15 protein-coding genes are annotated in these 23,160 nt (G+C 65.0%); 11 read left to right on the top strand and 4 right to left on the bottom strand.

The genetic code is table 11. The features are described from left to right. From B3873_RS22440 to B3873_RS22450, 3 genes are all read left to right on the top strand, one after another. A partial coding sequence (locus tag B3873_RS22440) for an efflux RND transporter permease subunit (RefSeq protein WP_286869174.1) occupies positions 1 to 2,122 on the top strand: 2,122 nt, incomplete at its 5' end. 12 nt (positions 2,123 to 2,134) lie between these two features. Continuing rightward, positions 2,135 to 5,371, top strand: coding sequence for an efflux RND transporter permease subunit (locus B3873_RS22445; protein ID WP_286869175.1), 3,237 nt, complete (start codon positions 2,135 to 2,137; stop codon positions 5,369 to 5,371). 22 nt (positions 5,372 to 5,393) lie between these two features. After that, entirely contained in the window at positions 5,394 to 6,944 is a 1,551-nt protein-coding gene (locus B3873_RS22450) for an efflux transporter outer membrane subunit (RefSeq protein WP_276839298.1), read from the top strand. Positions 6,945 to 6,967: 23 nt separating this feature from the next. Here the strand turns inward: B3873_RS22450 and pabB are convergent, their stop codons facing one another. After that, complete coding sequence (gene pabB, locus B3873_RS22455) at positions 6,968 to 8,797, bottom strand: aminodeoxychorismate synthase component I (protein ID WP_286869176.1); 1,830 nt, start codon at positions 8,795 to 8,797, stop codon at positions 6,968 to 6,970. 209 nt (positions 8,798 to 9,006) lie between these two features. Here pabB and B3873_RS22460 point away from each other — a divergent pair, with 209 nt between their 5' ends. From B3873_RS22460 to B3873_RS22495, 8 genes are all read left to right on the top strand, one after another. Next, a complete protein-coding gene (locus B3873_RS22460) occupies positions 9,007 to 10,410 on the top strand; it encodes a DHA2 family efflux MFS transporter permease subunit (RefSeq protein WP_286869177.1) in 1,404 nt (467 codons plus the stop codon). A 46-nt stretch (positions 10,411 to 10,456) separates the two neighbouring features. After that, positions 10,457 to 11,347: a DMT family transporter gene (locus B3873_RS22465; protein ID WP_039786234.1), complete on the top strand. Its 891-nt coding sequence runs from the start codon at positions 10,457 to 10,459 to the stop codon at positions 11,345 to 11,347. Between the two features lie 30 nt (positions 11,348 to 11,377). Continuing rightward, the gene (locus tag B3873_RS22470; RefSeq protein WP_121038628.1) at positions 11,378 to 12,364 is read left to right on the top strand and encodes a magnesium and cobalt transport protein CorA; all 987 of its coding nucleotides are present in this window, start codon (positions 11,378 to 11,380) and stop codon (positions 12,362 to 12,364) included. Between the two features lie 275 nt (positions 12,365 to 12,639). Continuing rightward, positions 12,640 to 14,775 (top strand): TonB-dependent siderophore receptor, encoded by a 2,136-nt coding sequence (locus tag B3873_RS22475; protein ID WP_286869178.1) that lies wholly within the window; start codon positions 12,640 to 12,642, stop codon positions 14,773 to 14,775. An 11-nt stretch (positions 14,776 to 14,786) separates the two neighbouring features. After that, positions 14,787 to 16,364: an ABC transporter substrate-binding protein gene (locus tag B3873_RS22480; RefSeq protein WP_286869179.1), complete on the top strand. Its 1,578-nt coding sequence runs from the start codon at positions 14,787 to 14,789 to the stop codon at positions 16,362 to 16,364. Beyond that, positions 16,355 to 17,335: an ABC transporter permease gene (locus tag B3873_RS22485; protein ID WP_286869180.1), complete on the top strand. Its 981-nt coding sequence runs from the start codon at positions 16,355 to 16,357 to the stop codon at positions 17,333 to 17,335. Before B3873_RS22480 ends, B3873_RS22485 begins: the two co-directional genes overlap by 10 nt. Further along, complete coding sequence (locus B3873_RS22490; RefSeq protein ID WP_209533428.1) at positions 17,332 to 18,159, top strand: ABC transporter permease; 828 nt, start codon at positions 17,332 to 17,334, stop codon at positions 18,157 to 18,159. The genes B3873_RS22485 and B3873_RS22490 overlap by 4 nt, the downstream gene beginning before the upstream one ends. Beyond that, positions 18,156 to 19,628: an ABC transporter ATP-binding protein gene (locus B3873_RS22495; protein WP_286869182.1), complete on the top strand. Its 1,473-nt coding sequence runs from the start codon at positions 18,156 to 18,158 to the stop codon at positions 19,626 to 19,628. Before B3873_RS22490 ends, B3873_RS22495 begins: the two co-directional genes overlap by 4 nt. Before the next feature lie 57 nt (positions 19,629 to 19,685). Here the strand turns inward: B3873_RS22495 and B3873_RS22500 are convergent, their stop codons facing one another. From B3873_RS22500 to B3873_RS22510, 3 genes are all read right to left on the bottom strand, one after another. Continuing rightward, complete coding sequence (locus B3873_RS22500) at positions 19,686 to 20,048, bottom strand: hypothetical protein (RefSeq protein ID WP_039786081.1); 363 nt, start codon at positions 20,046 to 20,048, stop codon at positions 19,686 to 19,688. 3 nt (positions 20,049 to 20,051) lie between these two features. Further along, positions 20,052 to 21,611 (bottom strand): sensor domain-containing diguanylate cyclase, encoded by a 1,560-nt coding sequence (locus tag B3873_RS22505; protein WP_286869183.1) that lies wholly within the window; start codon positions 21,609 to 21,611, stop codon positions 20,052 to 20,054. Between the two features lie 206 nt (positions 21,612 to 21,817). Beyond that, a partial coding sequence (locus B3873_RS22510) for a translocation/assembly module TamB domain-containing protein (protein ID WP_286869184.1) occupies positions 21,818 to 23,160 on the bottom strand: 1,343 nt, incomplete at its 5' end.

A 23,160-nucleotide genomic window follows, 5' to 3' on the forward strand; every position in this document is an offset into this window, starting at 1 on the left:
GCTGGTGGTGATGGTGATCTTCGTCTTCCTGCGCAACGTGCCGGCCACCATCATTCCCAGCGTGGCAGTGCCGCTGTCGCTGGTGGGTACCTTCGCGGTGATGTACCTGGCGGGCTTTTCGATCAACAACCTCACGCTCATGGCGCTGACCATTGCCACCGGCTTCGTGGTCGATGATGCCATCGTCATGATCGAGAACATCTCGCGCTACATCGAAGAGGGAATGAAGCCCATGCAGGCGGCCCTGAAGGGCGCGGAGCAGATCGGCTTCACCATCATCTCGCTGACTTTCTCGCTGATCGCGGTGCTGATCCCGCTGCTCTTCATGGGCGATGTGGTCGGCCGCCTGTTCCACGAATTCGCGGTCACGCTGGCGGTCTCCATCCTGATCTCGGCGGTGGTTTCGCTGACCCTCACCCCGATGATGTGCGCGCGCCTGCTGCGCCACCAGCCGGAAGAACAACAGGGCTGGTTCTACCACAAGAGCCAGGCCTTCTTTGACCGCATCATCGCGCGCTACGGCGTGATGCTGGAATGGGTGCTGGAGCGCCAGAAGCTCACGCTGCTGGTGGCCGTGGCGACGCTGGGTCTCACGGTGCTGCTGTACGTGTTCGTGCCCAAGGGCTTCTTCCCGCTGCAGGATACGGGCGTGATCCAGGGCATCTCGGAGGCCACGCAATCGATCTCCTTCGGTGCCATGGGCGAGAAGCAGCAGCAACTGGCCAAGGTGGTGCTGGAAGATCCGGCCGTGGAAAGCCTGTCCTCCTTCATCGGTGTGGATGGCACCAACGCCACGCTCAACAGCGGCCGCATGCTCATCAACCTGAAGCCGCATGAAGCGCGCGATGTCTCGGCCTCGGACGTGATCCGCCGCCTGCAACCCAAGCTCACGCAGGCGGTGCCAGGCGTGACGCTATACATGCAGCCGGTACAGGACCTGACCATCGAAGACAGCGTCTCGCGCACGCAGTACCAGTTCACGCTGGAAGATGCCGATCCGGGCACGCTGAGTACCTGGGTGCCCAAACTGATCGCACGTCTGCAGCAGGTACCGCAACTGGCCGACGTCGCCACCAACCTGCAGGACCAGGGCCTGCAGGCCTACATCGAGATCGACCGCAATGCCGCTTCACGGCTGGGCATCACCACGGCCGCCATCGACAATGCGCTCTACAACGCCTTCGGCCAGCGGCTCATTTCCACCATCTACACGCAATCGAACCTGTATCGCGTGGTGATGGAGGTCAAGCCTGAATTCCAGCGCGGCCCCGAGGCACTGGACAGCATCTACCTGGTCACCTCGGCCGGCGGCAAGGTCCCGCTGTCCTCGATTGCCACCGTCACCGAACGCACGGCTCCGCTGGTGGTGAACCACATCGGCCAGTTCCCGGCGGCCACCGTCTCCTTCAACCTGGCCAAGGGCGCATCGCTGGGCGAAGCGGTCAAGGCGATCAAGGCGGCCGAGGACGAGATCGGCATGCCCGACTCCACTATCACCAATTTCCAGGGTGCGGCACTGGCTTTCCAGGCCTCGCTGTCCAATACCCTGTGGCTGATCCTGGCGGCGATCATCACCATGTACATCGTGCTGGGCGTGCTCTATGAGAGCTACATCCATCCCATCACCATCCTCTCCACACTGCCTTCAGCGGGTGTGGGCGCGCTGCTGTCGCTGATGATCTCGGGGAGCGATCTCGGCATCATCGGCATCATCGGCATCATCCTCCTGATCGGCATCGTCAAGAAGAACGCCATCATGATGATCGACTTCGCGCTGGAAGCCGAACGGCACCAGGGCAAGAGCCCGCGCGAGGCGATCTACCAGGCTTGTCTGCTGCGCTTCCGCCCCATCCTGATGACCACCATGGCGGCACTGCTGGGTGCGCTGCCGCTGATGCTGGGCACCGGTGTCGGCTCCGAGCTGCGCCAGCCGCTGGGCATCACCATGGTCGGTGGCCTCTTGGTGTCGCAGGTGCTGACCTTGTTCACCACGCCGGTGATCTATCTCGGTTTCGACAGCCTGGGCCGCCGCCTGCGTGCGCGCTTCGGGCAGCGTGAGCCGGGCCATGGCGGCGAGGATGATGATGACGGCAAGCCGGCCACGCTGCCGCCGGCGGTGTAAGCGGATGCGCGCATGAATATCTCGCTTCCCTTCATCAAGCGTCCCATCGCGACCACGCTGTTGACCATCGGCATTGCGCTGGCGGGCATGGTGGCCTTCCGCCTGCTGCCGGTCTCGCCGCTGCCGCAGGTGGATTACCCGACCATCTCGATCTCGGCCTCGCTGCCGGGCGCCAGCCCGGAGACCATGGCGGCGACCGTGGCCACGCCGCTGGAACGCGCCATGGGCGCAATTGCGGGCGTGACCGAGATGACCTCGACCAGCTCGCAGAACTCGACCCGCATCACCCTGCAGTTCGACCTGAACCGCGACATCGACGGTGCCGCCCGTGACGTCCAGGCCGCGCTCAATGCCGCGCGCAACCTGCTGCCCACCGGCATGCCGAGCAATCCGACCTATCGCAAGGTCAACCCGGCCGATGCGCCCATCCTGATCCTGGCCATGACGTCCGACACCATGACCCAGGGCCAGATGTATGACGCCGCCGACAGCATCGTGGCGCAGAAACTGTCGCAGGTGCGCGGAGTGGGGCAGGTGAGCGTGGGCGGCAGTTCGCAGCCGGCGGTACGTATCGAGCTCAACCCCACGGCCCTGAACAAATACGGCATCGGCAGCGCCGACGTGCGCACGGCCGTGGCTGCCACCAATGCCAATCGTCCCAAGGGTTTGCTGGAGGATGATGGCCGCAACTGGCAGATCTATGCCAACGACCAGGCCAAGACCGCCGCTGAATATGCCCCGCTGATCGTCTCCTACCGCAACGGCACGCCGGTGCGGGTGCAGGATGTGGCCGAGGTGCGCGACTCGGTGGCCGATGTGCGCAATGCCGGTTCTTCCAACGGCAAGCCTTCGGTGCTCATCATCATCAACCGCCAGCCGGGGGCCAACATCATCGAGACGGTCGACAACGTGCGCGCCTTGCTGCCGCAGTTGCAAGCCTCGATCCCGTCAGCCATCGACATGAAGGTGGTGCTGGACCGTACCCCGACCATCCGCGCTTCGTTGAAGGAAACCGAGTTCACCCTGATGCTGTCGGTGGCGCTGGTGATCATGGTGGTGTTCCTGTTCCTGCGCAATGCGCGGGCTACGCTGATCCCGGCGGTGGCCGTTCCCGTCTCGCTGATAGGGACCTTCGGCATCATGTACCTGGCCGGATTCAGCCTCGACAATCTCTCGCTGATGGCGCTGACCATTGCCACCGGCTTCGTGGTCGATGATGCCATCGTGGTGCTGGAAAACATTTCCCGTCACATCGAAGCCGGCATGAAGCCTTACAAGGCGGCCTTGCTGGGCGCGCGCGAAGTGGGCTTCACGGTGCTGTCGATGAGCATTTCGCTGATCGCCGTCTTCATTCCCATCCTGATGATGGAGGGGATTGTCGGGCGGCTCTTCCGCGAGTTCGCCATTACCTTGTCGGTGGCCATCCTGGTCTCGCTGGTGGTGTCGCTGACGACCACGCCCATGATGTGTGCGCAGCTGCTGCGCCATGATCCCGAGGGCGATGCAGCGCGCCGCGAGCGCCGCCATCCGTGGCTGCAGAAGATTGCCGACCAGAGTGCGGCCATCTTCGAGGACATGCTGCTGGCCTACGAACGCACGCTGGCCTGGGCGCTGCGTGCTGCGCCGCTGATGATGCTGATCCTGCTGGGTACGATTGCGCTGAACGTGTATCTCTACAAGGCGATTCCCAAAGGCTTCTTCCCTCAGCAGGATACTGGCCGCCTGGTCGGCGGCATCCGGGGCGACCAGGCCATTTCCTTCCAGGCCATGCGCACCAAGCTCAACGAGTTCATCGACATCGTCAAGGCCGATCCGGCCGTCTCCGATGTGGTGGCCTTCACTGGCGGGCAGCGGCGCAACGGCGGCTTCATGTACGTGACGCTCAAGCCCCTCTCTGAACGAAAAGACAGTGCCGACAAGATCGTGGCACGGCTGCGCATCAAGACCGCCAAGGTGGCCGGTGCGCGGGTGTTCCTGGTGCCGGTGCAGGACATCCGCATCGGCGCGCGGCAGAGCGATTCGCAGTATGAATATTCGCTCAAGTCGGACGATGTGGGCCTCTTGCGCATCTGGGAGCCCAAGATCCGGCTGGCGCTGTCCAACCTGAAGGAGCTGGAAGACATCAGCACCGACCAGCAGGACAACGGCCTGCAGACCACGCTGACCATCGACCGCGAGACCGCCATGCGGGCCGGCGTCACGCCGCAGCTGATCGACTCCACCCTGTCGGACCTGTTCGGCCAGCGCCAGATCTCTACGATCTACAGCGGCATGAACCAGTACCATGTGGTGATGGAAGCGGCCCCGCAATACTGGCAGAGTCCGGAAACCCTGCGCGATACCTATGTCAGCCTGGCCGGCTCGTCCAATCTCTCGCCGACCACCTCCAGCCTCTCGACACCGCCGGCGCTGTCGGCGGCAGGCAAGTTGAATGCCAACACGGGACTGGCGCAAACCATCTCGACGGCGGCATCGACACAGATCCCGCTGGCGGCCTTCTCGCGCTTCGAGCCCACCACCACGGCGCTGTCGGTCAGCCATGAGGGCCAGTTCGTGGCCTCCACGCTGTCCTTCAACCTGGCCGAGGGCGTGTCGCTGTCGCAGGCCACCGCTGCCATCGACCGCGCCATGGCGCAACTGGGCGTACCCACCAGCGTGCTGGGCACCTTCGCGGGCACGGCCAATGCCTTCCAGGCTTCCACCTCCAGCCAGCCCATCCTGATCCTCACGGCCTTGCTGGCGGTGTACATCGTGCTGGGCATCCTGTACGAGAGCCTGATCCATCCCATCACCATCATCTCCACGCTGCCCTCGGCGGGGGTGGGCGCACTGCTGGCGCTGATGGTGACCGGCACCGACTTCAGCCTCATTGCCCTGATCGGCGTGATCCTGCTGATCGGCATCGTCAAGAAGAACGCCATCATGATGGTGGACTTCGCCATCGATGCCGAACGCAATCGCGGGATGTCGCCGCGCGATGCCATCTTCGAGGCCTGCAAGCTGCGCTTCCGTCCCATCATGATGACCACCATGGCAGCGTTGCTGGGTGCGATCCCGCTGGCCATCGGCCACGGTGATGGCGCTGAACTGCGCCAGCCGCTGGGCATCTCGATCGTGGGCGGGCTGGTGGTGAGCCAACTGCTCACGCTCTACACGACCCCGGTGGTGTACCTGTACATGGAACGCCTGAGTGCCTGGAGCCGCCGCCGCTTCGGCCGCAAGAACAAGACAGAAACCTCGGCGGCCTGAGGCTGCCGCCATGGAGAAACGCATGACGCAACAAGACCTGTTCAAACTCAAGCCCCTGCTGACCGTGCTGGCGGCCAGCTTCGCGCTGGCGGCCTGCTCGGTCGGGCCCGACTACGTGCGCCCGCAGATGGACATCGGCCCCGCCGTCTTCAAGGAAGGGCAGAACTGGAAGCCGGCCCAGCCGCGCGACCTCGCGGCCGATGGCAAGTGGTGGGAGATGTTCGGCGATCCGCAATTGAATGCGCTGGCCGAGCAGGTCGATATCTCCAACCAGAACCTGGCGCTGGCCGAAGCCAATTTCCGCAACGCCGTGGCGCTGGTGCAAAGCTCGCGCTCGGCCTATTCGCCGACGCTGGCGGCTTCGGCCGGTGCGTCGCGCGGACGTTCCGGCTCTGCCGGTTCGTCATCCAGTTCGTCGAACTCAGCCAATTCGTCCAATTCGTCCGGCAATAGTTCGAGTTCGGGCAGCGTGCGCAATTCCTACACCTTCTCGCTGACGGCCTCGTGGGAAGCCGACATCTGGGGCAAGGTACGGCGCGATGTGGAATCCAGCCAGGCCAGCGCCCAGGCCAGCGCGGCCGATCTGGCCGGTGCGCGCCTGTCGGCGCAGGCACAGCTGGCGCAGAACTACCTGCAATTGCGCGTGCTGGACGCCCAGCAGCAATTGCTGGAAGACACGGTGCAGGCCTACCAGCGTTCGCTGCAGGTCACGCAGAACCAATATGCCGCCGGGCTGGTGGCCAAGTCCGATGTGATCCAGGCGCAGACGCAACTGAAATCGGCGCAGGCCTCCGCGCTGGACAATGGCGTGACGCGGGCGCAGGTGGAGCACGCCATCGCGCTGCTGGTCGGCAAGACGCCTGCTGAATTCTCGCTGCCGCGCGCACCGCTCACGGCCGTGGCCCCGCCGGTGCCGCAGGGCGTGCCGTCGATGCTGCTGGAGCGCCGTCCCGATGTGGCCGCCGCCGAGCGCCGCGTGGCCTCGGCCAATGCCAAGATCGGCGTGGCCAAGGCGGCGTATTTCCCCAGCCTGACCTTGTCGGCCTCGGGCGGGTATCAAAGCTCGACCTTCGCCGACTGGTTCACGCTGCCGGGACGCGTCTGGTCGCTCGGGCCGCAACTGGCGCAAACGATTTTCGATGGCGGTGCGCGCGCAGCGGCCACCGACCAGGCGATCGCCACCTATGACGGCACGGTCGCCACCTACAAGCAGACGGTGCTGACCGCCTTCCAGGATGTGGAAGACAACCTGGCCGCGCTGCGCATCCTGGAGCAGGAAGCGGCGGTGCAAGGCGAGGCGCTACAGGCCGCACGCCAGGCCGTCACGCTGGTGACCAATCAGTACAAGGCGGGGACGGTGAGCTACGTCAACGTCATCACGGCACAGGCCACGGCGCTGTCGGCCGAGCTGACTTCATTGAACATCCTCAACCGCCGCATGGCCGCCAGCGTGCTGCTGGCCAAGGCGCTGGGCGGGGGCTGGGACGGGCATAGCCTGGATGACCTTGGCCCGTTGCAACAGCAGGTGGCCGACAAGGCCAAGGGATTGAAGGACAACGCAGCGCTGCGTTGAGTTGAATTGAGTGTGTAGTCGGGTCAGGCGGTGACCAGCACCGCCGGCACGGCACCGCGCAAGGCGTTGCAGACCACGATCTCCTCTGCCGCCAGCAGGTCGGCGCGGGTGATGACGGCTTCCACCGCATCCCATTGCCGGTCGTCCAGCAGCACGCGCCGCATCACGCCCGGCAGGACGCCGCAAGCCAGCGGCGGCGTGCACCAGCGGCCGCCGATCCTGACGAAGACATTGCTGCGGCCGCCTTCGGTCAGTTCATCCCGTTCATTGAAGAAGAGCTGGTCAAAGCCGCCGCGCCGTTCGGCCTCTTGCCAGGCGGCGTTGTAGCGGGCGCGCTGGCTGCTCTTGTGACGCAGGAAGAGGTCGCCGCTGTCGGTGGCGGTGTCGGCCAGGAAGACCTTGACCGGAGCGGTCAGCGGGGTCAAGGGCGCATGCTGGACCGTGATGCCGCCTCGGGCATCCAGCGCCAGCCGCAGCCGATAGGGCGTTTGGTCAGAAAGTTCAGTACAGGCCGCATCGAGCCGCAGTGCAATCGCCGTCGCATCGCAGGGATAGCCCAGCTGTGAAGCAGAATTCTTCAGGCGCGCCAGATGCAGCGCCAGATGGTGGCATCCAGCGCGGGTGGCGTGGAGGGTTTCGAATAACGTGACGCTTTGTGCCAATTCGGTAAGGAAGCCTGACTTCAACTGGCACTCCGCAAATTCGGATGCAGCCTCGCTGTCGTAGACGATGCCTGCACCAACCCCCATCACACCCTGGCGCACACCGTCCTGCGCTGCCTGCAATTCCAGCGTGCGGATTGGTACCGAAAGGCAGAAGTCGCCGATGGCCGGACCCTCCGCACGCGGCGGCGCGAACCAGCCGATGGCACCGGTATAGAGTCCGCGCGGCTCGGTCTCCAGTTCATCGATGATCTCCATGGTGCGGCGTTTGGGCGCACCGGTGATCGAGCCGCAAGGGTAGAGCGCTGCCATCGTGTCGGCCAGCGTGGCGTCTTGGCGCAGGTGGGCGCGTATGGTCGAAGTCATCTGCAACACCTGCCCGTAGCGGCGCACGTCGAACAGATGCGGCACCTGCACCGAGCCGGGAACGGCCACGCGGCCCAGGTCATTGCGCAGCAGGTCGACGATCATCAGGTTTTCGGCACGGTTCTTTTCATCGTTGGCCAGGGCCAGGGCGCGCTGGGCATTGAGCGTGTCCGCACCTTCCTGTGTGGCCGGTACGGCGCGCGCGGTGCCCTTCATGGGCTTGGCCTTGAGCGTTCCTTGCTGATGGGCGACGAACAATTCCGGCGAACACGAGAGCACCATGCCGCCCGCGTCATCGCGCACCAGTGCGCCATACGGCACCGGCTGGCGCGCACGCAGGCGACGGTACAGGGTGACGGGGTCGCCCAGCACGTCGAAGTGCAGGCGATAGGTGTAGTTGACCTGGTAGGTATCGCCGGCTGCGATGTAATCGCGAATACGATCGATGGCTGCACTGAAGGCAGTCTCATCGACGCTGCTGCGCAGACGGGTGATGCCGGCGCTGTCGGATCGCACTTGGGCCGACAGCCATGCCTCCACTTCGGCGGCAGACAAATGCGCGCACTGCGCAAACAACAGTACGCGCGCCAAGGGGCCGGAGAGGGCACGATGCGGCAAGCCCTGCAGCGCCGCGCCCAGTTCATAGCTCCACAAGGCCACGGCGTGCTGCCCCTCGGCCAGCGCCGCCTGCATCGCTTCGAGCATCGCCGGGAAGCCCGCCGCATCCGCGCAGGCCAGCGTGCGCACATGCCCGGTGTAGAGGCGCGAGCGCGGTTCGGCCGGGCTGGCCTGGTGGTCGTCGAGGAGGGCGAAGCAATCGTTCATGAAGGGCAGTGCAAACAGAAGGGCAGGGAAGGCCGCAGGGGCAGGGATGCTGCCGGGCAAGCCGTCGCGGGGCGCCAGTGGGACGCGGTCGGCAGCATGATAGCGTAAAAGGTATACTTGAAGGCTTGCCGGGCGGCACGCAACGTCGGTCAATTGCCGGTCATTCGCGCTGCACGCCGCCTTCGCACTCTTACTCCTCACCCTTGACGATGCCCATACCCCGCACCTTCATCATTCCCCTGATCGTCGCCTGTGCGCTGTTCATGGAACAGATGGATTCCACCGTCATCTCGACTTCCCTGCCGGCGCTGGCGCTGGACATGAAGGTCGATCCGATTTCGCTCAAGCTGGCGCTGACCTCCTACCTGGTCTCGCTGGCGGTCTTCATTCCGATCTCTGGCTGGATGGCCGACCGCTTCGGCTCGCTCACCATCTTCCGCACGGCCATCTGCGTGTTCATGCTGGGCTCCATCCTCTGCGGGGCGTCCTCGACCTTGCCGCAATTCGTCGCCGCGCGTTTCCTCCAGGGCATAGGCGGGGCCATGATGGTGCCGGTCGGGCGGCTGGTGATCCTGCGCAGCGTGGAGAAGGTCAACCTGGTGAAGGCACTGTCCTATCTCACCATTCCGGCCTTGTTCGGTCCCGTGCTGGGGCCGCCGCTGGGGGGCTTCATCACCACCTATTTCCATTGGCGCTGGATCTTCTTCATCAACATTCCCATCAGCATCCTGGGTCTGTATCTCGCCACGCGCTTCATTCCGGATCTGAAGGCGGAACAGGTTTCACGGCTGGACATCGTCGGCTTCATCCTCTCGGCGCTGGGCTGCTCGCTGCTGATGATGGGACTGGCGACGTCGGGCCGTCACCTGGTGTCGGGCGATATCTCGCTGGCCTGCGTGGTGGCCGGCGTACTGTTTCTCTGTGCCTATGTATGGCACGCGCGCCGCGCCACGGCACCGCTGATCGACCTGGCGCTGCTGAAGATCCCCACGCTGCGGGCCGGCGTCTTCGGCGGCTCGCTGTATCGCGTGGGCATCGGGGCCATTCCCTTCCTGCTGCCGCTGATGCTGCAGCTGGGCTTTGGCTATACGCCTTTCCATTCCGGCCTGCTGACCTGCGCTTCGGCTGCGGGTGCGATGTTCATGAAGACCATCGCCGCACGCTTCCTGCGCCGCTACGGTTTTCGCCGGGTGCTGCTGGTCAATGGCGCGCTGGGCGTGCTGGGCTTGTGGGCGCTGGCCACCTTCACGCCGCAGACGCCTTATCTGGTGATGCTCATCATCCTGCTGGTCGGTGGCTGCTTCCGCTCACTGCAATTCACCAGCCTCAATGCGATTTCCTATGCCGATGTCGACAAGGTCCGCCTGAGCCAGGCCACCAGCATGGCCAGCGTGGCACAGCAGTTGTCGATCGGCATGGGCGTGGTGCTGGCGGGGTTTGCGCTGCAGATGTCCAACGAACTCCAGGGCCATGCCACGCTGGTGGCGCAGGACTTCTGGCCGGCCTTCCTGGTGGTGGGGGCGGTGTCGGCGCTGGCCCTGCTGATGTTGCGCCAACTGCCACCCAACGCCGGGGCCGAGATGGCCGGGCAGCAAGAGAACAAGCCGGCCTGATGCAGCGTCATCAGGCCCACGCATAACGAGGAGAACCATGCAGCCCATGACGTACAAGTCCCTGTGGTTTCCGCTGGGCGCGGTCCTGATCTGGGCCGGCAATACCGTCATCAGCAAGATGTCTGCCGGCGTGATTGCGCCGGAGGATATTTCCTTCTATCGCTGGGTGCTGGCGGCGCTGCTGATGTCGCCTTTCCTGGCACGCCCGACTTGGGCGGCGCGCGCACAGATTCGTCCCTATCTGGGCAAGATCCTGGTGCTGGCCTTGCTGGGCATGGTGTTGTTCCAGAGCCTGGCGTATTTCGCGGCGGCGACGGCGTCGGCCACCAGCATGGGCATCATCGCCTCGTTGATGCCGCTGCTCACGCTGGTACTGAGCATCAAGCTGCTCTCTGAACCGCCGACGGTCGGCACCCTGGCCGGCGGCATCCTCTCGCTCTTCGGACTGGCCGTGCTGATCGGGCGTGGCCATCCGCTGGCGCTGTTCGACCAGGGCGTGGTCACGGGCGACCTGCTCATGCTGCTGGCCACCATCGCCTATGGCCTCTATGGCGTCATGCTGCGCCGCTGGGCGCTGCCGCTGCGCACCTGGCAACTGCTGTACATGCAGGTGTTGATGGCGGTGGTGCTGCTGTTTCCCGGCTATGTGCTGGGCCATCATTCGCCGCTCACGCGCGAGAACCTGCCCATCCTGCTCTATGCGGGCATTGCCGCGTCCATCCTGTCGCAGTTCCTGTGGATGCGCGGGGTGCAGTATCTGGGGGCGAGCCGCTGTGCCATTTTCGTGAACCTGATGCCGGTCTTCACTGTCATCATTGCGGTGGTGGCGCTGGGCGAGCAATTGCACGGCTATCACGCCATCGGTGGGCTCATCACGCTGGCCGGCGTGATCATGGCCCAGGTCTTCAAGCAGCGCCTGCGCTGGCGCACCGGCTGATCTCATAAAAAACAGGAACAGGAAAGAGACATGATCGATCCCGCCATGATCGTCAACTGCACGGTCTACAAGAAGGGCAAGAAGCTGCGCGACATCAGCCTCGATGAAATCAGCGACGTGCTGGAAGAAGAGGGCACCTTCGTCTGGCTGGGCTTGCTGGAGCCCAACGTCGAGCTGATGAACAAGATCAAGGAAGAATTCTGCCTGCACGAACTGGCCGTGGAAGATGCCTACGCCGCGCACCAGCGGCCCAAGATCGAGGAATACGGTGACACCCTTTTCGTGGTGCTGCACACGGCCCAGCTGGCCGGCGGCGAAGTGCTGTTCGGCGAGACCCACATCCTGACCGGCCCGCGTTTCGTGGTCACGGTGCGGCATGGTGCCTCGCGCAGCTATGCCAAGGTGCGCGAGCACTGCGAGATGCTGCCCGAGCGCCTGGTGCGCGGCCCCAGTTTCGTGCTGTATTCCATCATGGACTTCGTGGTCGACAACTATCGTCCCATCATGGACGACCTCGAAACCAAGTTCAGCCAGTACGAGGAACAGCTCTTCAATCCCGGTGCGCTCAGCGGCAAGGCCTACTTGCAGGAGCTGTACCAGCTGAAGCGCCAGCTGATCCGCCTGCGCTCGGCGGCCACGCCGCTGCTGGACGTGTGTACCCAGCTGCTGCGCTTCCATGAAGGGCTCATCACCAAGGAGGGCAAGGCCTACTTCCGCGACATCTACGATCACGTGGTGCGCTTCATCGATACCGGCGACCGCCTGCGTGAAATGGTCGAGTCGGCCGTGCAGATCAACCTGGCCCAGGTCACCATCCACCAGAACGAGATCGTGCAGACCCTGGCCGGCTGGGGTGCCATCCTGGCCATCCCGACCATGATCTTCAGCCTCTACGGCATGAACTTCGCGCACATGCCGGGGCTGTCCTGGCAATGGAGCTTCCCGCTGGTGCTGGGCGGCATCATCACCGCCTGCACGCTGCTGTGGCGGCGTTTGCGCAAGGCGGGCTGGCTGTAGCACGCTTTTTCGGAAACCTGTGTAAAGACCTCCGGCGGGTGCGGCAATATGTCGCACCCGCCGGCTCGTTTGCATCGCTACACTGCTCTCTGCGTCTCCTGGTGGCCACATCTTGTCCCCCGAATCCGGACTCGCGTCCTGAATGCGATTCATTCTTCTTGATAATTGCAACAAAGTTGCATTAGAATCCCGCCCTGACCGCGCACGACGGTCACTCCATCGCGGTCAGGCAGCCACGCACCCAGCCGCAGCACAACGACATCACAAGGGAAAAGATGAAAATGACCGCACTGCGGGCGGCCGTGCTGGGCGCGCTCGCTTTGGGCCAGAGCCAGCAACTGGCCTGGAGCGCTGATAACGCCACCAGCGCCACCAGCGCCGACAAGGGCCTGGGGCAGGTAGTGGTCACCGGCGCCGGTGAACGCCAGCAATACCGCCAGAGCACCACCTCCAGCGCCACTCGCACCGAGACCCCGCTGCAGGAACTGCCGCAGTCGGTGCAGGTGGTCTCGCGCCAACTGATGGATGACCTGGCCGCCACGCGCCTGGATGATGTGCTGCTTTACGTGAGCGGCGTGGCGAAGCAGAACAACTTCGGCGGGCTGTGGGACAACTACTCGATCCGTGGATTTTCCGGCAGCGAGAATGGCGGCATGAACATTCTCTGGAATGGCTTCGCCTCCAATCGCGGCTACGCGCCCCCGCGCGATACCGCCAACGTCGAGAGCATCGATTTCCTCAAGGGGCCAGCCGCCGCGCTGTATGGCAACAGCGAGCCGGGCGGCACCATCAACGTGGTCACCAAGAAGCCGCAGTTCAAGAGTGCAAATTCGCTGGATCTGTCAGTGGACAGCCGGGGCGGCTATCGCAGCGCGGTGGACTCCACCGGCGCGCTCAACAGCGAAGTCGCATACCGGCTCAATGCGGCCTTCGAGCACAAGAACAGCTTCCGCGACAACGTCAGCAGCGACCGCGAATTCCTGGCACCGGCCTTTACCTGGGTGCTCAGCGACCGGACCATCCTGAACTATGAAGGCGAATACCTGCGCCAGAAGGCCCCGCTGGATCGCGGCATCGTGGCCGTCAACGGCAATCTGGGCGTGCTGCCGGTCTCGCGCTTCCTGGGCGAGCCGCGCGATGGCGACATCAAGATGCAAAACACCAACCACCTGCTGACGCTGGAGCATCGCCTGGACGACAACTGGCATCTGCGCACCGGCGTATTCCACAAGGATGGCACGCTGGATGGCTACTCCACCGAAGCCTCGGCCCTGCAGGCCGACAACGCCACCCTGCGCCGCCAGCGCCGCTACCGCGATTACAGCTGGCACGACACCTCGCTGCAGGCGGAACTGGGCGGCAAGCTGCAGACCGGGGGCATACAGCATGAAGTGCTGGTGGGCACGGAAGTGGACTGGCTCACGCTGGATCAGCGCATGCTCCGCATTGACCCTACTACCGCGGCCCCCTACGCGATCAATATTTATTCGCCGAGCTACGGTCAGGTGCAACCGAATCCGCGTCCGCGAACGGATACAAGCGAGCGCCAAATCAGCACAGCGTTTTACGTTCAGGATCAGCTTAGCCTGGACGAACGCTGGAAGCTGTTGGCAGGGATTCGAGCAGATTCGTTCCGTTCTACGCTGGATACCCGCAGCACGGCGGGTGCAGTCACCACCACCCGCCAGGACAAGACCGCCTACTCTCCGCGCCTGGGCCTGACCTATCTGTTCACGCCTGCGTGGTCAGCTTACGTCAGCGCCAGCAAATCCTTCCGTCCCAACAGCGGCAGCGATGTCAGCGGCAACGCCTTCAGTCCCGAGACCTCGCGCGCCGCCGAAATCGGCCTGAAGTTCCAGAGCGAAGACCAGCGCAGCGGCGCGACGCTGGCCGTGTTTGACATCACCAAACAGAACGTGCTGACCACCGATCCGGCCAATCCGTCCTTCTCGATTGCCGCCGGCGAAGTGCGCAGCAAGGGCGTGGAGCTGGATGCCAACGCACGCCTGGGCCACCACTGGCGCCTGACCGGCAACCTGGCCTATACCGATGCCTACGTCAGCAAGGACAACACCCTGACGGTGGGCTCGCGGCTGATCAACGTGCCGCGTGTATCGGGAAGTGTACTGGCGGTGTTTGAAGATGCGTCCGCAAGTGGCTCGCCCTACGGTATCGGTGGTGGCCTGAACTACGTGGGCAACCGTACCGGTGACCAGGCTGGCAGTTTCAAGCTGCCCGCCTACGTGACGGCGCGTGCCCTGGCTTACTGGCAGTTCACGCCCAAGATGAAGCTGTCGCTGGACGTGAACAACCTCTTCAACAAGCGTTATTACAGCAGCTCCTACAGCAACGAATGGATCATGCCGGGCGATGAGCGTACCGCCACGCTGGCGCTCAACGTCAAGTTCTGAAGGAGCGCCACTTGGCTTGTCCACCCCCCGCGCCGCGCCGGCGCGCCTTGCTGGCGCTGCTGGCAGCGAGCCCCTGGCCGCTGGCATGGGCGCATGGCGATGAGGCCGGGTCCCATTCCCACGCCATCACGCAAACCGGCAGCGATGTCCTGACCGTGGTCGGTCCGTGGGAACTGACCGGGTTCGACCCTTCGCGCTCCGGCTACATGTTCGCCCGCATGGAGGTGCTGCAGACCCTGCTGGAAGTCGATGATGCCGGCCAGTTGCGGCCGGGGCTGGCCACGGGCTGGCAGGTCAGTGCCGATGGCCTGCAATGGCGCTTTGGCCTGCCACGCGCACGGCGCTACCACGATGGCAGCGACGTCACGCCCGCCAGTATCCTGGCCTGTCTGCAGCGCGCCGCTGTCCGGCCAGGTGTACTGCAACTGGCAGGGATCACCGGCATGGCTGTACAGCAAAGTGAGCTGGTACTGTCCCTGCGCCAGCCCTTTGGTCCGCTGCCTTACCTGCTCACGCATTACTCCACGCAGATCCTGGCCCCGGCCAGTTTCGATGCGCAGGGCAATGTGGTGGCCATTCTCGGTACGGGGCCGTTCCGCATCAAGTCCATCAGTCTGCCGCAGCAGTTCGATGTCGAACGGGTGGAGGCCGCGCCGGGCAGGGCAGTGCAGCGGGCCCGCTACATCAGCGTCTCGCGTGCGGAAACGCGCACGCTGCTGGTCCAGAGCGGACAGGCCGACCTGGCCTTCTCGCTGGATCCGCCCAGCATCCGCGCCTTGCAGGACAGTCCGCGTGCCGTGCTGCTGTCGGCCATGCTGCCGCGTACCACTCTCCTGAAGCTCAATGCCGGTCATCCTTTCCTGACCGATGTGCGCGTGCGCCGCGCCATTGCCCTGTGCATCGAGCGCGAGGGCATCGCACGTGCCTTGCTGCGCGATGCCGATCTCGGCGCCACGCAACTGCTGCCGCCTTCGCTGGCACGCTGGCATGACACTCGCCTGCCGCCCCTGCATACCGATCTGAAGCAGGCCCGCCGCCTGCTGGAAGAGGCCGGCTGGCGTCTCGGTGCCGACGGTACGCGCTGGAGGGACGGCCAGAAGTTGCAATTGACGTTGACCACCTTTGTGGACCGTCCCGAGTTGCCGCTGATCGCCACCGCCTTGCAGGAAGAGATGCGCCAGATCGGCATCGCCGTGCGCGTGACCATCGGCAATTCCAGCGACATTCCCGCCGGCCATCGCAGCGGCCAATTGCAGATGGCGCTGGCCGCTCGCAATTACGGCAACCTGCCCGACCCGGTGGCCAGTCTCCTGCAGGACTTCGGCCCGCAGGGCGGTGACTGGGGCGCCATGGGCTGGCACAACCAGGAAGTGCCGGCCCTGCTGGCCAGACTGGCTGCCACTCCGGCCGGTGAGGCCGACAGCGGCCGCGCCGAACGCGCGCGCATCGTGGCGGTACTGCAGGAGCAGTTGCCGGTGATCCCGGTGGTCTGGTATCGCCAGACCTGCGCCGTCAGCCGCCGCCTGCGCGGTGCCAGCATCGATCCCTTTGAACGCAGTTACCGCATCGCTTCCCTGCAATGGACCTGACCCGCCTTCTGACCTTACCGCCGGCCACGCGCCGGCAACTGGCCAGCGCCCTCGGCCAGCGCTTGCTGCAAGCGGCGCTGGTGGCGCTGCTGGTTGGCACGCTGTGCTTCTTCATGACGCGCCTGCTGCCCGGCGACATGGCCTATCGCATCGCCGCCGGCCGCTACGGCTACGACATGGTGACCACCGAAGCGGCCCTGGCCGTGCGCGCCGAACTGGGCCTGGACCAACCCTGGTTCATGGCCTTGAGCGAGTGGTGGAGCCGCCTGCTGCATCTGGACCTGGGCGTGTCGCAAGTGACGGCACTGCCGGTGCTGGTGGAAATCACGCATCAGCTGGGCCCGACGCTGCGCCTGTCTTTCCTGGCGATGGTGCTGTCGCTGCTGATCGGCCCGACCCTGGGCGTGCTGGCGGGACTGCATCCCGGTGGCTGGCTGGACCGCGCCACGCTGGCGGTATCGGTGTTGTTGCGGGCCTTGCCGTCGTTCCTGCTGGGACTGGTGCTGGTGCTGCTGTTCTCGGTGCAATTGGGTGCCTTGCCGGCGGCCGGGCACACCGACCACGGCGGCATCCTGCTGCCGGCGCTGACGCTGGCCTTGGGGCTGGCGGCAGTGTCCTGCCGGGTGGCGCGCGATGCCATGGTGCAGGTGCGTGCTTCCGAGTATTTCGCCTTCGCGCTGACCAAGGGCCTCACGCCCGCACAGGCCTTGCTGCGCCATGGCGTGCGCAACGTGGCCGCACCGGTGACCGCCTACCTGGGCGTGCAGCTGGTGATGCTGGTCGAAGGCGTGGTGCTGGTGGAAACCATCTTTGCCTGGCCGGGCATCGGCCACGCGCTGGTGCATGCCATCTTCGGACGGGACGTGCCGATGATCCAGGGCACGGCGCTGGTGCTGGGTTTGCTCTTCGTTCTCTTCAACGCGCTGGTGGATGCCGCCTGCGCCTTCATCGATCCGCGTCGCCGACCATGAGCCTGTCTTCCGACTATTTGCTTGAGCCCGAGGCGCGGCGCTGGACCTCCGCACAGATCGCGGGCGTGCTGCTGCTGGTGCTGATCGTGCTGTTCGCGTGGCTGGGCCCCTTGCTGATCGATGCCGATCCGGCGCGCCAGCAACTGGCGCGCTTTCTGGAAGCGCCCAGCCTGGCCCATCCGCTGGGCTATGACCAGCTCGGCCGCGACATGCTGGCGCGACTGGTGCACGGCACCCGGCTGTCGCTGTCGCTGGCGGTGGTGAGCGTGCTGTCGGCGGCCATTCCCGGTGTGCTCATCGGTTTGCTGGCGGCCTGGTGCGGCGGCTGGATCGAGCGCGTGCTGGCAGCCTTCGCGGACGCCGTGCTGGCCTTGCCGGGCCTGCTGCTGGTGCTGTTGCTGGCGGCGTTTGCGCCGGGTGGATTCTGGCCGCTGTATGTCGGCATTTCGCTGGCCTTGTGGGTGGAATATTTCCGCGTAGTGCGTGCGGCCAGCCGCATCCTGCTGGCGAGTCCGCAGGTGGAAGCCTCGCGCTTGCTGGGATTTGGTCCCGGCTACATCGTGCGGCGCCATCTGCTGCCGGCGCTGCTGCCGCGCCTGTTCACGCTGATGCGCTTCGGGCTGGCGGGGGCGGTGCTGGCGATGTCGGCGCTCGGTTTCGTCGGTGTCGGGCTGCAGCCGCCCACGCCGGAACTGGGCGTGATGATGATCGAACTGCTGCCGTATTACCGCGAGGCGCCGTGGCTGCTGGGTGCGCCGGTAGGGGTACTGTTCCTCACCTTGCTGGGTTTGCTGTTGTTGTCACCACAGAAGGGACAGGCATGAACATACTTACCCCGGATGCGGCTTTGCGGGTGCAGGACCTGTCCGTCTGGCACGGCCAGAGCGCGCTGGTGCAGGGCATCGATTTTTCCATTGCGCGCGGCGGGGTGATGACCCTGCTGGGCGAGAGCGGTTCGGGCAAGTCGCTGCTGGCCCAGGCCATCATGGGCAATCTGCCGGGCAGCCTGCGCTGCAGCGGGCAGATCGAGATCGATGGCCAGCGCAGTGATGCGGCCGATACCGCCGTGCGCCAGCGCGGCTGGGGACGGCGCATTGCGCTCCTGCCGCAGGAACCTTGGCTGGCGCTGGACCCGACCATGACGGTCGCGCGCCAGGTGGCCGAAACCTATGAACTGGTCAGCCATCCCGCCGCCGATACCCAGGACGACAGCCTGCGCGCTGCACGCAAAGAATCGCGCACCCTGGCCGGGCAGGCACTGGCCAGCCTGGGATTGGAGGCCGCGGCCGACAAGTATCCCTTCATGATCTCGGGCGGCATGGCCCAGCGGGTAGCCTTCCTGGCCACGCACGCGGCGGGCGCGCCGCTGCTTATCATCGATGAGCCGACCAAGGGGCTGGATGCGGAGCGGCGCGGCGAGGTGCTGGCCTTGCTGCAGGCGGCGCAGCAGCAGGGCATGAGCCTGCTGTGCATCACCCATGATGTATGGCTGGCGCGAGCGCTGGGCGGTGAACTGGCGGTGATGCTCAACGGATGCCTGGTAGAACGCGGTCCGGCTGACGCGCTGCTGGCCCGGCCACAGCATGCTTATACGCGCCGCCTGCTGGCGGCGGATCCGGCCTGCTGGACGCCACCGGTAGCAGCTGGGGCGAGCGCCGGCCCTTCATCACCGGTGATCGTCGAGGTCAGCAAGGTGGCCAAGACTTTCGGCCAGCAGGCGCTGTTCAGCGATGTCAGTGCCCGTATCCATGCCGGCGAAATCGTCGCCATCAGCGGTCCCAGCGGCGCCGGCAAAACCACGTTCGGCAACATCGTGCTGGGCCTGTTGTCGCCGGATGCGGGGCAGGTCACGCGCGCCCCCGGCCTGGCGCGCACCGCCTTCCAGAAGATCTATCAGGATCCGGCGGCAGCGTTCGCGCCCGCCGTCACGCTGCGTCAGTCACTGCGCGATCTGGTGCGCCTGCACGGCCTCGACTGGCAGCGCCTGGAAGCGCTGCTGGCGCGCATGCGTGTCTCGCCCGCACTGCTGGAGCGTCTGCCGCGCCAGGTGTCGGGCGGCGAGCTGCAGCGCATCGCGCTGGCGCGCGTGCTGTTGCTGCAACCGGCACTGATCTTTGCGGATGAACCGACCTCGCGCCTGGATCCGCTGACCCAGCAGGAAGTCATTGCCTTGCTGGTGGAAGAAGCCAGGCAGGCGGGCAGTGCCGTGCTGCTGGTGACGCACGATGCCGATATCGTGCGTTGCGTGGCGGATCGCCGCTTGCACCTGGGGCCGGCGGCGCAGCCTGCCTGAGTGGCGCAATACAGCCTGAGCCCGGCGTAATACAGCGGGGCGCTGACCGCCGGCCGCTCAGGCGCTGTCTTCGTCGCGGCCTTCCGGGTGCAGTGATCCGGAGGCCATCTGGCCGCTCAACAGCACGCTGTTCCACTTGCCCTGGGCCGAGGTCGCGCCCTCGGGCAGGAGCATGTAGGACAGGCTCTGCAAGCCGCAATACTGTTCCAGATAATCGCGCGCATGCGCCATGCGCGCACGCAGCTGGGTGATGCTGTCCTTGCCGCCGGGCTGCATGGGCAGAAATTCAAACACCACCTCCGGATGCAGGAATTCGGTCAGGTGCCGGATCACCTGTTCGGCATCGGATGCTTCGGTGATGAATTCGTGATGGGCCGGACTGGCTTCATCACGCAACTGGTAGCGGATCAGGCAGCGCATCGTTCACCTCAGGCCAGGATAGTCGGAGATCACGGACAGGCGGGGATAGTCATGCTGGATGGCGCGGTCGCGGCCTTGTTCCTTGGCGCGATAGAGGGCGGCGTCGGCGGTGTCGATCAGTTCGCGTGCATCGACCTGCGCACCCTTGCCGCTGGCCAGGCTGGCGGCGCCCACGCTGATGGTGACATGGCCGACCGAGCTGCCTTCGTGCGGGATGTTCAGGGCGCGCACGGCCTGCACCAGGCGGCTGGAAATGGCGCTGGCACTGGCGGCATTGCAATTGGGCAGGATCAGCGCGAATTCCTCGCCGCCGTAGCGCGCCACGATGTCGCCCTGGCGGCGCGCCACGCTGTTGAGGGCGGCAGCCACCTGCTTGAGGCAGATGTCGCCGGCGGCGTGTCCATAGGTATCGTTGTAGCGCTTGAAGTGGTCCACATCCACCATGATCAGCGAGAGCGATTCGCCGGAGCGGTTCAGGCGCGCCAGTTCGGCCGTCAGGGCGGCATCGAAGTAGCGGCGGTTGAAGACGTCGGTCAGGCCATCCTTCTGCGACTGCGCTTCCAGGGTGCGATACAGGCGTTCCAGTTCGGTCCGCGCGGTGATGGCTTCCAGCTCCGCATTCTCGCGACCGGCCACTTGCGCCACCAGGCGATTGCCGCCATAGGCGATGATGATGAGCAACAGCGTCACCGCGATGCCGCGGATCCACACGCGCCGCGTCCAGTCTTCCAGCACGTCGTCCTTGGCCAGCGCCACCGCCACGAACAAGGGATACAGGCTGCAATGCTGGAAGCTGGTCAGGCGCACGATGTCGTCGCGCGGCGAGCGCAACTCGAAGCTGCCTTGTTCGGCCTTGCTCAGGTAATTGGTGACCAGCGCCGACTTGGAAATGTCCAGCCCGATCGAATAGCTCAGCAGCGGCTGGCGATAGATCACGGTACCTTCGTTGAGTCCGAACAGGATGGCGCCATCGCGGCCGATGGCGAACTGTTCGTAATAGCGCTGGAAGTGGGAGAGGTCGACATCGGCCACCACCACGCCGGCAAAGCTGCCGTCTGCATGGTTGACGCGGCGGCTCATGGTCACGATCCACTGGCCGTTGGTGCGGCTGCGCATGGGCTTGCCGATGTAGGCCTGGTCGGTACGCAGGCGCTGGTGATGCAGGAAATAATCATCCTGGATGTAGCGGTGTTCCAGGGTGGCTTGCGAGGTGCCGATGGCCAGACCCGTTTCGTCATACACCATCAGCCCGGCCAGTTGCGGCACGGCGGCCACCGAAGCCACCATGAACTCGTGGGTGCGGCGACGGCCGGCTACGCCGGGGCCGTCATATTCCATGTGCTCCTGGATGCCCAGCAGCACCACGTCGATTTCCTTGAAGGACTGGTCGGCATGCTGGGTCAGGGCCAGCGCCATGTTGGAGGCATTGCGGATGGCCTCGTCGGTGGCCACTTCATAGGCTCGCCAGGCCGACCAGGCCTCCAGTACCACGATGATGAGACAGACCACGACCACGAACAGCTTGGCCGTCTTGGATGCGCGCTGAATTCTTTGTTCTGGCATGTTGTCGCTTTCCCCCGGAAACGGCGTTTCCCCCCCGGCACCTTTCTTGCCCGATTGCATTGTTGTTGAAGCTGTTGGGCACGTCTATCAGGGATGTCCTGAACTTGTACGGAGATTAACAGATTCCCCCCTCGCAAGGGCAAGCCTCCACGTGCTGCAAGTGCGGCAGCGGGGCCCCTGTTGCCCGCTGCCGTGGTGTGCCCGCCTCAGTCGTAACGGCGGCTGAAGAGGATGTTCAGGCCATTGATGGTCCCGGCGCGCGCCACTACCGACCAGCGCCGCGAGATCTGCCAGGTGGCCTTGGCCACGCTGGCGGCCCCCTGCAGGCTCTGCTCGTAGCCCAGCGTGATCTTCTCGGTGATGGCCTTGCCCAGGTTGACCACTTGTTCGTCCGTCAGTCCCGATTCGCTGGAGCCGATGCTGAACTGGTCCAGCCCGATATCCTTGGCGATGCGCTTGCCGCCCATGTTGCCCACCAAGGCCAGCGCCTGGCTGCTGGCGGTACGCTGGCCGATGCTGGAGCTGTCGGTGCCGTGGCCGAACATCATCCAGGACAGTTTTTCGTCATCCGGCACATTGGGTTCGGACACCAGCTGCACGCGCGGCTGGTTGGCATTGCCGGTCACCGAGACCCCGGCTTCGACGTCCTGGTTGCGGCGCATGGCCAGGATGTTGATGTTGGGATTGGCGATCGGCCCCTGGAAGTTGATGATGCCGCGCTCGATATTGAGTTTTGTGCCAAAAGCTTCATAACTGCCCTCGGCCACGTTGATGGTGCCCGTGGCGCGCAGCGGCGAGAGCGGTTCGCTGCGAACATTCATATCGCCCCGCAAGCGCAGGTCTGCGCCGCTGCCGCGGAAGCGGAAGTCGTTGCCCAGGTCGACCGCCAGGTTGATGACCGGGGCGAACTTGCTGGCCGGTTTTTCGGTGGCCGCTTCCAGTTTCTGCTGCGAGGAGGCCGCCGCACCGACGCGGTTCTTGCCGCTGCGGCTGACGATGACCACGTCATCGCCCAGCTTGGGGGCGCTGCTCTTGGGCAGGTCGAACAGGGCGCGGTCCACGGTGAACTTGCCATCCACCCGCAACTGTTCGTTGACGTTGCTGATCTTGCCTTCGCCGGAGAGCATCAGCTGGCGGTCCGGGCTGGCGAACAGTTCCAGATGGTCGGCGGTGAGGGTGGCGTTGAGGTCGGGATTGTCGGCCCCCAGCTGGATCTTGCCGCCGGCGCGCAGGGTGCCGCGTCCACCGTGGAATTCGATCTGGCGCAGTTCGATCACGTTGCTGTCCATGACGATGCGCACGATGCCATCCTTGAGCTGGATGCCCTGGTCGAATTCGGTCACGGCCAGGTTGTCGCCATTGATGGCCCCGGACAGGCGCGGCTGCGCCAGCGTGCCGCCGGCATTGAGGCTGGCGGCCAGCTTGCCGTTGAGGCTCACTTGCGGACCGATCAGGTCGCCCACGCGCTTGAGTTCCGGTACATCGAGACTGGCCTTCAGGTTCAGCGGCGATTCGGGGGCCAGCGCCAGTAGCGTGTCTACGCGGCGCA

Source organism: Herbaspirillum sp. UBA812, from assembly GCF_002296545.1.
Classification (GTDB): domain Bacteria; phylum Pseudomonadota; class Gammaproteobacteria; order Burkholderiales; family Burkholderiaceae_D; genus Herbaspirillum; species Herbaspirillum huttiense.

What these genes read in the sequence shown, in the direction of transcription:
- B3873_RS22445 (WP_286869175.1), top strand. Translation starts at nt 2,135, where the DNA reads ATGAATATCTCGCTTCCCTTCATCAAGCGTCCCATCGCGACCACGCTG.
- B3873_RS22450 (WP_276839298.1), top strand. Translation starts at nt 5,394, where the DNA reads ATGACGCAACAAGACCTGTTCAAACTCAAGCCCCTGCTGACCGTGCTG.
- pabB (WP_286869176.1), bottom strand. Translation starts at nt 8,797, where the DNA reads ATGAACGATTGCTTCGCCCTCCTCGACGACCACCAGGCCAGCCCGGCC.
- B3873_RS22460 (WP_286869177.1), top strand. Translation starts at nt 9,007, where the DNA reads ATGCCCATACCCCGCACCTTCATCATTCCCCTGATCGTCGCCTGTGCG.
- B3873_RS22465 (WP_039786234.1), top strand. Translation starts at nt 10,457, where the DNA reads ATGACGTACAAGTCCCTGTGGTTTCCGCTGGGCGCGGTCCTGATCTGG.
- B3873_RS22470 (WP_121038628.1), top strand. Translation starts at nt 11,378, where the DNA reads ATGATCGATCCCGCCATGATCGTCAACTGCACGGTCTACAAGAAGGGC.
- B3873_RS22475 (WP_286869178.1), top strand. Translation starts at nt 12,640, where the DNA reads ATGAAAATGACCGCACTGCGGGCGGCCGTGCTGGGCGCGCTCGCTTTG.
- B3873_RS22485 (WP_286869180.1), top strand. Translation starts at nt 16,355, where the DNA reads ATGGACCTGACCCGCCTTCTGACCTTACCGCCGGCCACGCGCCGGCAA.
- B3873_RS22490 (WP_209533428.1), top strand. Translation starts at nt 17,332, where the DNA reads ATGAGCCTGTCTTCCGACTATTTGCTTGAGCCCGAGGCGCGGCGCTGG.
- B3873_RS22495 (WP_286869182.1), top strand. Translation starts at nt 18,156, where the DNA reads ATGAACATACTTACCCCGGATGCGGCTTTGCGGGTGCAGGACCTGTCC.
- B3873_RS22500 (WP_039786081.1), bottom strand. Translation starts at nt 20,048, where the DNA reads ATGCGCTGCCTGATCCGCTACCAGTTGCGTGATGAAGCCAGTCCGGCC.
- B3873_RS22505 (WP_286869183.1), bottom strand. Translation starts at nt 21,611, where the DNA reads ATGCCAGAACAAAGAATTCAGCGCGCATCCAAGACGGCCAAGCTGTTC.